Here is a 12,151-nt window from a genome sequence, read left to right on the forward strand (position 1 = left end):
GCTTATCGCGGGAGCGCTCCCGGTCCACCGAGAGCACGCGACTTCGTCCCCGGGCCAGCGACTGGCAGACCTCGACCATGATCTCCACCACGTACTCTGCCGCCCACAGTCAAGGATACGTCAAGCATAAATAGCGTGGTCACTCGTCAACCACCCGTAGGGCTTCCGTGCGGTTCGAGTAACGCAACTGCTTACACTTCGAGAGGAAGTTGGGTTCTGGGGAAATCGACTAGGTCTCACACTCGACGACTGATTCAGTCGGAGCACTGGTTGGGTATTTGGCCCAGCGGTCAGGGCAGTGAGTCATGCGGACGATCAGAGACCGCTCGCTGACTCTTGCATGACGATCTCAGATGGGACTGGTCGTGTGTCGAGGACGGTCGAGCATCCAGCCGTCGGGGTCGCCGATCGAGGTCGACGGCGAGCGTTGTCAAGGGTCGGGTCCTTGGGTCTAGTGATTGTGGTTGGGGGCTCATCGGCTGCGAGGTCGTGAGCGGATCGCCGGTGGCGATCGCGGGGAATCAAGGGGGTGGGGGAATGACGCAGCTGGATGGAGAGATTGCGGCACGAGTTCCGGCAATGGGGGATTTTGCAGCGTCCGTGCCGGCGGCGCTGAGCGGATTCGACTCGCATGTCAGAGCAATGCGCTCCGGGGGGTGGTCTCGCCGTTTTCGAAGAATGCTCTGGATACTGGACTCGGCCATCGTCGTCGCGTCAGCCTTCCTGGTGCCGGTCGTTCTGCATTCGTACGCGTTCGCGGCGAACGGAATGCTTCCGCGGGCTGCGCTGCAATCGAGCATTGTAATGGCGATCTGGTTGTGTGCTCTGAGCTGGTCGCACAGCAGGGATGTGCGGGTACTCGGCGTCGGTGCCGCCGAGTACCGGGCGGTGTTCAATGCCGGTGCAGCGTCGGTCGGCGCTGCGGCTGTGTTGTTCCTGCTCGTCCAGGCCGAATCCCGCAGCTTCGTGTTCCTCGCCATCCCCTTCGGTACCCTGGCCCTCCTTGCGGAACGGTGGGCGGCCCGCCGCTGGTTGACTCATCGCCGCAGCGATGGTCAATTCCGGTCGAAGGTCGTGGTGCTCGGTCAGCGAGCGGACGTCGAATACGTCACCGAACAGATCGTGAAGAAGCTCGGCGCCGTCTACCACATTGTTGCAGCCGTGATGGAAGACACCGACGATGTGCAGTCGCTGCAGCGCGGGGGAAACCTGGTTCCGGTCTACAACACCGTGCAGGAAGTTCCGTCCATCGTCCAGAAGTTCGGTGCCGACGCGGTGATCGTGGCGGGTCAGCTTGCGCGGGGGAGCGGATTCATCCGGGAACTGGGGTGGGAGCTCGAACGAACCAACACCGAGTTGGCCGTTGCCTCGTCCTTGACGAACGTCGCCGGGCCACGTATCCGTTTCCGGCCCGTCGAAGGACTGCCTCTCATGCACGTCGAGCTACCGCACTTCACGGGTACCCGCCATGTGTTCAAGCGCGTCGTCGACGTCGTCCTGGCCTGCGCAGCGATCGTCGTCCTCAGTCCGCTGCTCGGCGTGCTGGCCATTGCCGTCCGGCAGGACAGCCCGGGGCCAGCACTGTTCCGGCAGGTCCGGATCGGCCTGCACGGTGCACCGTTCACGATGTTCAAGTTCCGGTCGATGGTGGTCAGCGCAGAACAGGACCTCGCGGCCCTGACGCAACTCAACGAGGGTGCGGGCGTGTTGTTCAAGCTGCGCGCTGACCCACGGATCACACGAATCGGGAAAGTACTGCGCAGATTTTCCCTCGATGAGCTACCCCAGCTGTTCAACGTGGTCAGGGGTGACATGTCGCTGGTCGGACCGCGGCCGCCCTTGCCGTCCGAGGTCGCGAATTACGACGGGTTCGTCCACCGCCGCTTGTTCATCAAGCCCGGCGTCACCGGGTTGTGGCAGGTGAACGGGAGGTCGGACCTGAACTGGGAGGAAAGCGTCCGGCTCGATCTCTACTACGTCGAGAATTGGTCCCTCGCCGGCGACGTCATGATTCTCTGGCGGACGTTCAGGGCGGTCGTCGCCCCGAATGGAGCCTACTGATGAAAAGCCATCGCTAGACAGGAAGAGAACATGGTCTCGATAGATCCTTTCGGGGGCGTTACCACGCGAACTGGCGAACCGTTGCGTGTTGCGGTTGTCGGCGCCGGTTACTGGGGCCCCAACCTGGCCAGGAATTTCCATGGCAGCACGGACTGGGAACTGGTCGCGGTGGTCGATGCAGATCTGAAACGAGCCCGAAGGCTCGCAGCCATGATCGGCGGCGTGCGGGCCTTCGGGTCCCTCGACGTCATGTTGATGTCGGTCGAGGTCGACGCGGTCGCCATCGCGACGCCTGCCCGAACGCATCACCCGATCGCCGTTGCGGCGCTCCGAGCCGGGAAGCACGTGGTGGTGGAGAAGCCACTCGCGGCCACTGTCGAGTTGGCGCGCGACATGATCACCGAGGCGGACAGCCGCGGCCTCGTGCTCATGGCTGACCACACGTACTGCTACACGCCGGCAGTGACCAGGATCCGGGAGCTGGTCCAGGCTGGCGAACTCGGGGAACTCCTGTTCATCGACTCGGTCCGCATCAATCTGGGACTGGTCCAGCCGGACGTCGATGTGCTGTGGGACCTGGCCCCCCACGACCTCTCTATTCTGGATTTCATCCTGCCCGGCGGCTTGCGCCCGGAATCCGTGATCGCGCAGGGCGCCGATCCGCTCGGAACCGGCAGAGCATGCGTCGGTCATCTGTCGTTCGCCCTGGCCGGTGGTGCGATGGCGCACATCCATGTCAACTGGCTCAGCCCCACCAAGATTCGCCAGATGGTGATCGGCGGGTCGAGACGGACGTTGGTATGGGACGACCTGAATCCCCAGCAGCGGCTGAGCGTGTACGACCGGGGCGTCGATCTGGAACGGGTTTCCGCTGCCTCGGCGGACCGCACGTCCTCCGCCATCTCGTACCGGCTCGGTGACACGTGGTCTCCCGCCCTTCCCGAGCGAGAAGCGCTCGGTGCCATGGTCACGGAGTTCGCCGACTGCATCCGGCAGGGTCGGCCTTCTCGCACGGGCGGAGACTCCGGGCTGCGTGTGCTCTCCGTGCTGGAGGCGTCGCGACGCAGCCTCGCCACCGACGGGGCGCGGAGCGACGTCGATCGGGGATACTTCCACGTCGGTCTGGGGAACGAACAATTGGAGGGGGCACGATGACGACACCGAGGGCAGCCGGGCAGGACGATTCCCGTACGCCGAGGTACCGCGACCAGGTAAGGAATGACACCACCGCCGCCAGTTCCTCATCCGTCGTGGACGGTGCGTCCGTCGTCGTCACCGGCGGCGCCGGCTTCATCGGCAGCCATCTCGTGGACACGCTGCTGCGCAACCGGCGACCGCACAAGGTGACCGTCCTCGACGACCTGGAGAACGGTACGACCGCCAACCTTGCTCACTGGACGGACGATGATCGGTTTGAGCTCGTGGTCGGCGACGTGTGCGATCGCGCCGAGGTCGACCGCGTCGTCGCCGGCGCCGACACCGTCTTCCACCTGGCTTGCCTCGGTGTCCGGCACAGTCTCCACGCTCCCATGCGCAACCACCAGGTGAATGCGGAGGGGTCCCTGGTCGTCGGACTGGCGGCGCGAGACGCGGGCGTCTCCCGATACGTCCATGTCAGCTCGAGCGAAGCATTCGGAACGGCGCAGTACGTACCGATGGATGAACGGCACCCCACGTGGCCCGAAACGGTCTACGGTGCCGGAAAGCTGGCGGGGGAGGCCTACGCGCGTGCGATGTTCCGCACGGACGGGATGGCGACCGTGGTGGCCCGCCCGTTCAACACCTACGGTCCCCGCAGCCATTTCGAAGGGGACAGCGGCGAGGTGATCCCCCGCACGATCGTCAGGATGTTGAACGGGCAACGTCCGGTGGTCTACGGAGACGGATCGCAGACGCGGGACTTCATGCACGTCAGCGATACCGCGACGGCTCTTCTGGCGCTCGCGGAATGCGAGGACGCCATCGGAGAGACGGTCAACATCGGCACCGGCGTCGAGATCTCCATGCTCGAGCTGTGTCGGGTGATCGCGGAGATCATCGGCCGACCGGAGCTCACCCCCCGGCTGTTGGACCCGAGGCCTGGTGACGTGCTGCGCCTGTGCGTGGACAACACCCGGATGAGACAGCTGACGGGGGTTGAACCCACCGTGCCGTTCCGTGACGGCATCGCTGACCTGATCGCGTGGTTCCGGCGTGCGGACGCCTCTCCCGACGCGATGCTGGCGCAGGTCGCGGACACGAACTGGAACCGGACGGGCGTCTCGGCATGAGCAGTCGGATCAACGTGATGAAGCCCTGGTTGGGCCAGGAGGAGATCGACGCGGTCGCGGACGTCATCGCATCGGGTTGGGTCGCGCAGGGGCCGCGGGTCGCGGCGTTCGAGAAGGCCTTCGCCGACTCCCAGCAGGTCGCCCATGCCGTCGCCACGTCCAATTGCACGACGGCGTTGCACTTGGCGCTGGTGGTGGCGGGCATCACCCACGGTGACGACGTGGTGGTGCCCTCGTTCTCCTTCATCGCCACCGCCAATGCGCCCACCTATGTCGGCGCGCGCCCCGTCTTCGCCGATGTCGATCCCGAGACGGGAAACGTCACGGCGCAGACCATCGCCTCGGCCATGACCGATCGAACCCGAGCGGTCATCGCGGTGGACCAGGGCGGGATCCCGGTGGACCTCGACCCCATCCGCGAGCTGTGCCACTCCCGGGACGTGGTCCTCATCGAGGACGCGGCCTGCGGCGCGGGCTCCACGTATCGCGGACACCCCGTCGGACACGGAGCCGATCTCACGGCGTGGTCGTTCCACCCGCGGAAGATCCTCACGACGGGCGAAGGCGGCATGCTGACCACCGGCAACGCCGAGTGGGCTGCCCACGCACGCCGTCTCCGGGAGCACGCCATGACGGCGTCGGCGGCAGAACGCCACGCGTCCGTGCTGTCACCGCCCGAGCGGTACGACGAGATCGGATTCAACTTCCGGATGACCGACATGCAAGCAGCTGTCGGTCTGATCCAGCTCGGCCGGCTGACCGATATCGTGGCACGTCGTCGGGAACTCGCTGCCCGGTACCGATGCGAGCTGGAAGCCGTCCCGGGGCTGCGCGCGGTCCGAGATCCGGCATACGGGACGGCCAACTTCCAGTCGTTCTGGGTGGAACTGTTGCCCGACTTCCCCCTGGATCGTGAGGACATGATGCGTCATCTCGCGGACGTGGGGGTGTCGGCGCGGCGCGGCATCATGTGTGCACACCGTCAGCCCGCCTACGCGGACGTGGAAACCGGATCGGCGGACCTGGCCGGCTCCGAACGGCTGACCGACACCACGATCATCCTCCCCCTCTATCACCAACTCACGACCGAGGAACAGGATCGTGTGCTCGAGGCCTTTCGTACGGTGGCGGGCGGCTAGGGCATGGAGAATCTGATTCTCGTGGCGGCCAGTGGACTCGCCCGTGAGACCGCCGTCGCGTTACGCGGCTCGACCCGATACCGGGTGCGTGGCTACCTGGACGACGACGTCGCACTCGCGGGCACGTCGGTCGATGATCTTCCCGTGCTCGGCCCGATCGACGCGGCAGCGTCCTACGGCGACTGCAGTTTCGTGGTGTGCGTCGGCAAGGGAGTCGTCCGCGCGGCGATCGTGAGGCGGCTCGCCGGTCTCGGAGTGGGCCCGGACCGGTACGGTACCGTGATCGCGGCTTCGGTGGTCGTTCCGGGGGGGTGCACCGTCGGTGTCGGGTCCATCCTGTTGACCGGCACGGTCCTGACCGCGGCGGTCACTCTGGGCCGACACGTTGTGGCCATGCCGCACGTGGTCTTCACCCACGACGATGAGGTCGGGGACTACGCCACCTTCGCGGCCGGGGTCACGCTCGGCGGCGGTGTCGTGGTCGGCCCGGAGGCGTACGTGGGGATGAACGCCGGTGTCCGGGAGCGGACCCGGGTGGGTGCCGGCGCGGTGATCGGCATGGGGGCGGTCGTGCTCGACGACGTACCGAACGGCCAGACCTGGGCGGGCGTACCGGCGCGCCCGATCGGGGTTGAGAAGGCCGTACCCGCGGCAACGAACAGGGGGGTCACAGCATGACCGTCATCAGTACGACTACGCAGCAGGTGCCTTTCGTGGATCTTGCCGCTCAACAGGCCGAGATCCTGCCGGTGATCCGCGACGAGATCGAGGAATTGCTGGCGACCGCAGCCTTCATCGGCGGCCCTGCTGTGGACGGTTTCGAACGGGCGTATGCGGGGTACACGGGCACAGCGGCCTGTGTAGGAGTAGGCAACGGCACGGACGCGATCGAACTGGCGTTGCGTGCGGTTGGTGTCGGCCCCGGCAGTGAGGTCGTGCTCCCGGCCAACACGTTCGTGGCCACGGCGGAGGCCGTGGCCCGAATAGGGGCGACTCCGGTGTTGGTCGACGTCGACACCGAACACCTGCTGCTTGATCCCATCCAGTTGGACCGAGCGATCACCGCGGCGACGAAGGCGATCGTGCCGGTGCACCTGTACGGTCAGCTGGCTCCGATCGATCAGATCCAGGACATCGCGAGCTCTCATGGCGTGGCGATCATCGAGGACGCTGCCCAGTCGCAAGGCGCTCGACGGCAGGGCATTGTGTCGGGGGCGTTCGGAACCGCTGCCGCAACCAGTTTCTACCCCGGCAAGAATCTCGGCGCAGCCGGGGATGCCGGCGCCGTCACCACCAACAACCCAGAGATCGCGGACCGCGTCCGGATGCTCGGTGCCCACGGCAGTGCCTCCAAGTACGTGCACGACGTGGTCGGGGTCAACTCCCGACTGGACGCCATCCAGGCGGTGGTGCTGCGCGCCAAGCTCGAGCGCCTCGACACCTGGAACGCAGCCAGGCGCGCCGCAGCCGACCGATACGACCGGTTACTGTCGGACGTGCCAGAGGTGCGTACGCCGTGCGTACGACCGGGAAACGAGGACGTCTGGCATCTCTATGTCGTGCAGGTCGGCGAGCGTGACCGCGTGCTCGAAGAACTGCAGGCGGAAGGTATCGGAACCGGAATCCACTATCCGTCGCCGGTGCACCTGACGAACGCGTTCCGCAATCTCGGACGGCCGGGCGACTTTCCGGTAGCCGAACGGGCCGCTGGCCGCATCCTGTCCCTGCCGATGTTTCCGCACCTGACCCCGGTCCAGCAAGAGCGGGTAGTCGACGTGCTGGCCAATGCGGTTACCCGGAAATCTTGACGATGCCGACTGTTACGCGGGTTCGTCGGACCGGGGTGGACGCACCTACTCCGTCCAGAGCGTTCTTGCTCGGCCTGGCGAACACGCTCGTGTCCAAGCTGGGCACCATCGGCATCGGCATCGTTCTGGCGCGCATGCTGGGCCCCTCCCAGTTCGGGACGTATGCGATTGCGTTCATCGCCCTGATCGCGATCCTCAGTTTCAACGAGTTGGGCATCAGCCTGGCGATCGTCCGGTGGCCGGGGGATCCTCGGGAGATCGCATCGACCGTGACGACCATCTCCCTGGCCAGCAGCGCACTGATCTTCGCTGGTGCCCTTGCGGCAGCGCAGTGGTTCGCAGACGCAATGGGCGACGCATCGGCGGCACCCGTGGTTCGCGTCATGGCGGGCTGCGTGGTCATCAACGGAGCCGTGGCCACGCCCGCCGCTCTGCTGCAGCGCGACTTCCTGCAGGGCACTCGCATGGTGATCGACCAGGTCAATGTGTGGTTGGGCGCCGTCGTCTCGGTGGTGTTGGTGGTGCTGGGAACCGGAGCCATGAGCTTGGCCATCGGACGGGTCGTGGCCAGCGTGGCAGCAGCCGTGCTGTTCCTGCGGTACTCCCCGCTGCCAACGCGTCTCGGCTTCAACCGTGGGAAAGTCGGGCCTCTGCTGCGCTTCGGGCTTCCTCTCGCCGGTTCCAGCATCTTGGTGTTCGCCGTCGGCTATGTGGATCAGATCGTGGCCGGACGGATGCTCGGGAGCGTGGTCCTGGGTCTGTACGTACTGGCGACCAACCTTGCCAACTGGCCGGCGAACATCTTCTCCCAGCCGCTGCGCAGCGTCGCACCGCCGGTGTTCGCGCGCCTCCAGCATGATCCATCCCAGATGCGCGAGGCCATGCTCACACTACTCGCAGTGGTAACAGCGGTCGTCATGCCGGTCGTGACGGTGATGGCGGGAACAGCGGTGCCGCTGGTCACGTTCGTCTACGGCAGCGAGTGGTTGCCTGCGGCCGAAGCCGTTGTCTGGCTCGCCACCTTCACGGCAGTGAAGGTGCTCTTCGAACTTGTCTATGACTACCTCGTCGTGGTGGGTCGGTCTGGGCTGATCCTCAATGTCCAGATTTTGTGGTTCGCAGCGTTGCTGGCCGCGCTGATCGCGGGCGCCACGGTGGCGGGCCTCCGTGGCGTCGCTGCCGCCCCACTCGTGGTCGCCGTGCTCGCGATCCTGCCGGTCTACCTGGTGATCCTGCGTCGGCACGGGTTCTCGCTCCGGGCGCTGGCGGGACGGGTGTGGCTGCCCGTGGCGGTCAGTGTGCCACTGTTCGGGGTGAGCGTGTGGTTCGCGTCGAGCATCTCGAATCCACTGTTGGCTGTTCTGGCGGCGACCTTTACCGGCTGCGTTGTGTTGACGGCGCTCTTGCTGGCGCGCCGGGCTGACCTGGCGACGGTGCGGGCCTGGGGCCGGCAGAAGGAAGGTGCTCGATGAGGGTCCTCGTTTATCCGCACGACCTCAACGTGGGTGGCAGCCAGCTCGGGGCGATCGAGCTGTGCGGGGCAATGGCTCGGCTCGGGCACGAGGTCGTGGTTTATGGGCAACCCGGTCCGTTGGTCGAACAGGTCCGAGCCCTGGGCCTCGAGTTCCTGTCGTCCCCCGCCGTCCACCAAAGACCGACACCGACCGTCGTCGCCCACTTGGCACGGACCCTGCGCCGCCGCCACGTCGACGTGGTCCATGGCTACGAGTGGCCACCCGTGCTGGAGTCCTGGCTCGCCTGCCTGGGCGGCGGCGGACCGGTCGCCGTGGCCACGGTGCTGTCGATGTCGGTTGCCCCGTTCATTCCCAGACAGGTCCCAATCGCCGTGGGCACCGCACAGATCGCCGCAGCGGAACGCCGATTCGGCCGCCAAAGCGTCACCCTGCTCGAGCCGCCCGTGGATGCCGAGGCCAACACGCCTGGTCTTACGGACGTCGACGTCACCGGCTTTCGGCTGTCTCATGGGATCGCCCCGAACATACCCACAGTCTCGATCGTGTCCCGGTTGGCGCGGGAGATGAAGCTGGAGGGCATCCTCACCGCCATCGCCGCGGTGGAAGCGCTCAACGAGCGCACTCCCGTCCAGCTCGTCATCACCGGTGACGGCCCGGGTCGCTCCGATGTGTGCAACCGCGTCGAACGGGCCAATGCGCGGATCGGGTCTCGACGGGTGATCTGGACCGGCGAGCTGGTCGACCCCCGCCCTGCCTATGCAACTGGAGACGTCCTCCTGGGCATGGGGGGATCAGCGCTCCGATCCATGGCGTTCGAGAAGCCGCTGATCGTGCAAGGGGAGAAGGGATATTGGCGAATGCTCACCCCGGAGTCACTGCCGGAGTTTCTCTGGCAGGGCTGGTACGGGGTCGGACCCGGCACCGACGGGGCGGTAGACCGGCTCGTCGGCCAGCTGCGGAGCCTGCTCGAGGATCGCGCCCGGGCCGAGGACCTGGGAGGATTCGCTCGCGGCGTGGTGCTCGATCGGTTCTCCCTGGACAGGGTGGCCTCCCGGCAGATCGACTTCTACCGGAAAGCACTGGCATCGCGACGTTCGGGATTCGCCGTGCCCGGCGAGACCGTCGTGGCTGGGGCCCGATTCGTGGCACATCAAGCGCGGCGGGTGAACGCACGTCGGCGTGGCCGGTCAACCGTCGACGACTTCAACGCCACTCCGGTGGCAGCGGTCTCGGAGAGGTCGTCATGAACCACACCGATCCTCCCATACTGGTTCTGATCGCCGGCAGCCGCTGGGACGACATCCGCGGTACCGATCATCGTCTTGCCGAGTCCCTGGCTCGACGGGCCAGTGTCCTGTGGGTCGACCCCCCGGTCCCTTTGCTCGGACCGGCGTCCAGCCGCCGTCCCGGCGTGGTGCCGGGATACGAGCTGGAGGAGATTCGCCCCGGCCTGCGCCGACTTCGGGTGCTCGCACCACCTGGGTTCACCCGACCGGTGCTGCGGACCATCGCCGCAGCGCTCGCCGGCTCGGCGATGCGGCGGGCGCTCGGACCACACCGTCCGACCGCAATGATATTGCTCTCGCCCCGCGATAAGTTCCCGTCACGAGTTCCGGGCACCCGGGTGCTGCACGTGACCGACGACTGGATCGCCGGCGCGACGATGATGGGACTCGACCAGGCACGGGTTCGCCGCACGCTGCGAGCGAATGCAGCCCGTGCGGACGTCATCACGACCGTGTCGCCCGGTCTCAGCGACGATCTTGCGACCTTAGCCGGCGAGACGGAGGTGACTCTGCTCCCCAATGGGTGCACCCCCTGCGCGGGATCCGTTCCCTTACCGGCGCGGCGCCGAGTCGCCGGATTGGTGGGACAACTGAATGAACGACTGGACGTGAACCTGTTGGAAGCACTCGTTCGCACCGGCATCGACATCGAAGTGGTCGGCCCCCTCCGCGCCCGTGAACCCGACTGCGGCAGACGGCTGACCACCTTCTTGAACTCCCGTGGTGTCACCTGGCTCGGGGAGCTGTCCGAGGCGGGTGCGGCCGAGCGGGTCGCCAGCTGGTCGGTCGGTTTGACGCCCTATCGGCAGGATCGGTTCAACCGGGCGAGCTTTCCCCTGAAGACGCTCGATTACCTGAGCGCCGGCGTACCGGTGGTCTCGACCGATCTGCCCGCATCCCGCTGGCTCAGCTCCAAGTGGGTGCACGTCGCTGAGAACCAACAGGACTTCATCGCTGCCGTCACGGCCGCTCTAGCGAACGAGTGGCAGGCCGGGGACGCAGCGGCGCGTCGAGCCTTCGCGGGTCGGCACACGTGGGACGCGCGGGCGGCCCACCTCCTGGCGATCGCCTCAACAACCGCATCTTCTCGATCGAGCCGAATCATTCCGGTCTCTCGCCGACTGCTCCGCCAGGACGGTCAGGATACCGTCCGCGGTTCCGTACCCACATCCACGAGGTGACACCATGCCCCTGACCATCGACCACGTGCTTCTGACGCGTTTCAATCTGCCGTCGCCGGGAGTGGAAAGCTTGGTACGTGCCAAGGAGGGCTGGTTGCGGAATCGACAATCGCTCTTCGAGCGGTACTGTCTTCCCTCGGTGCGAGCCCAGGTGCAGCGATCGTTCCACTGGATCATTTATCTCGATGTGCAGAGCCCCGATTGGCTGAAGAACCGCATCACCGAACTCTCGCACGACGGCCTGTTTGTCCCGATCTATCGGGAAGAAGTGCCCCGGGACGACCTCCTGAAGGACATCCGTGCTGTGACTGGCGCTGCGGGCGACGTACTGCTGACCACGAACCTCGACAATGATGACGCCGTCGCGGTGGATTTCGTCGCCCGCCTCCAGAAAGGCGTCGCGGGTACTGCTCGCCGGGCGCTGTATCTGACCAATGGGCTGATCATGCAGACCGACGCGCTCTACCGGCACCGCGATGTCAGCAATGCCTTCTGTTCGGTCGCGGAAAGCTGGAATGCACCCGTCACGTGCTGGTCCGACTGGCACAACCGACTGGAGTACTCGATGCCCGCGACCCGGCTCCACGGCGCGCCCGGTTGGTTGCAGGTTGTCCATGGCGGCAACGTCAGCAACCGGGTCCGGGGGGTACGAGTGCGCCCGGATCGCTACACCGCGCTGTTTCCTTCGGTTGTGGCGACCATGCCACAGCCGAGGTCACGTGACCTCTGGATGGACCAGCTCGTGCGCAGCCGGGTACGGCTGCTCCGGGACGGCGCGCGGGCGGTGGCCAAGCGGACCATTCTCCAGGTTGGCGGCAAGGCGGGTCTCGATCGGATCAAGGTGCTTGTCGCAGGCCGGACACGTGCGGGTGGATAGCCCGGGGAAGCGAAAGGATGACGACAACGAGGACGGTCTCAGGTCGTCGAAGCA

10 protein-coding genes are annotated in these 12,151 nt (G+C 66.2%); all 10 read left to right on the plus strand.

Annotated features, from left to right (window positions below; translation table 11 throughout):
- Positions 1–537: 537 nt before the first annotated feature.
- The 10 genes from BKD30_RS10825 (at position 538) to BKD30_RS10870 (ending at position 12,097) form a co-directional block, all read left to right on the plus strand.
- Positions 538–2,061 (plus strand): sugar transferase, encoded by a 1,524-nt coding sequence (locus tag BKD30_RS10825; RefSeq protein WP_076704678.1) that lies wholly within the window; start codon positions 538–540, stop codon positions 2,059–2,061.
- A gap of 30 nt (positions 2,062–2,091) precedes the next feature.
- The gene (locus BKD30_RS10830; protein WP_076704574.1) at positions 2,092–3,216 is read left to right on the plus strand and encodes a Gfo/Idh/MocA family protein; all 1,125 of its coding nucleotides are present in this window, start codon (positions 2,092–2,094) and stop codon (positions 3,214–3,216) included.
- A gap of 95 nt (positions 3,217–3,311) precedes the next feature.
- Complete coding sequence (locus BKD30_RS10835; protein WP_076704576.1) at positions 3,312–4,331, plus strand: dTDP-glucose 4,6-dehydratase; 1,020 nt, start codon at positions 3,312–3,314, stop codon at positions 4,329–4,331.
- Positions 4,328–5,470 (plus strand): DegT/DnrJ/EryC1/StrS family aminotransferase, encoded by a 1,143-nt coding sequence (locus tag BKD30_RS10840; protein WP_076704577.1) that lies wholly within the window; start codon positions 4,328–4,330, stop codon positions 5,468–5,470. Before BKD30_RS10835 ends, BKD30_RS10840 begins: the two co-directional genes overlap by 4 nt.
- Before the next feature lie 3 nt (positions 5,471–5,473).
- On the plus strand, positions 5,474–6,148 hold the full coding sequence (locus BKD30_RS10845) for a NeuD/PglB/VioB family sugar acetyltransferase (RefSeq protein WP_076704579.1): 675 nt from the start codon (positions 5,474–5,476) through the stop codon (positions 6,146–6,148).
- Positions 6,145–7,278, plus strand: coding sequence for a DegT/DnrJ/EryC1/StrS family aminotransferase (locus tag BKD30_RS10850; protein WP_076704581.1), 1,134 nt, complete (start codon positions 6,145–6,147; stop codon positions 7,276–7,278). Before BKD30_RS10845 ends, BKD30_RS10850 begins: the two co-directional genes overlap by 4 nt.
- A gap of 65 nt (positions 7,279–7,343) precedes the next feature.
- A complete protein-coding gene (locus tag BKD30_RS10855; RefSeq protein WP_235861635.1) occupies positions 7,344–8,750 on the plus strand; it encodes an oligosaccharide flippase family protein in 1,407 nt (468 codons plus the stop codon).
- Positions 8,747–10,000, plus strand: coding sequence for a glycosyltransferase family 4 protein (locus BKD30_RS10860; protein WP_076704585.1), 1,254 nt, complete (start codon positions 8,747–8,749; stop codon positions 9,998–10,000). Before BKD30_RS10855 ends, BKD30_RS10860 begins: the two co-directional genes overlap by 4 nt.
- Positions 9,997–11,220, plus strand: coding sequence for a glycosyltransferase family protein (locus BKD30_RS10865; protein WP_083956328.1), 1,224 nt, complete (start codon positions 9,997–9,999; stop codon positions 11,218–11,220). Before BKD30_RS10860 ends, BKD30_RS10865 begins: the two co-directional genes overlap by 4 nt.
- Before the next feature lie 4 nt (positions 11,221–11,224).
- Positions 11,225–12,097, plus strand: coding sequence for a glycosyltransferase (locus BKD30_RS10870; protein WP_076704589.1), 873 nt, complete (start codon positions 11,225–11,227; stop codon positions 12,095–12,097).
- Positions 12,098–12,151: the final 54 nt, after the last annotated feature.

This window comes from Tersicoccus phoenicis (genome assembly GCF_001968835.1).
Lineage (GTDB): Bacteria > Actinomycetota > Actinomycetes > Actinomycetales > Micrococcaceae > Tersicoccus > Tersicoccus phoenicis.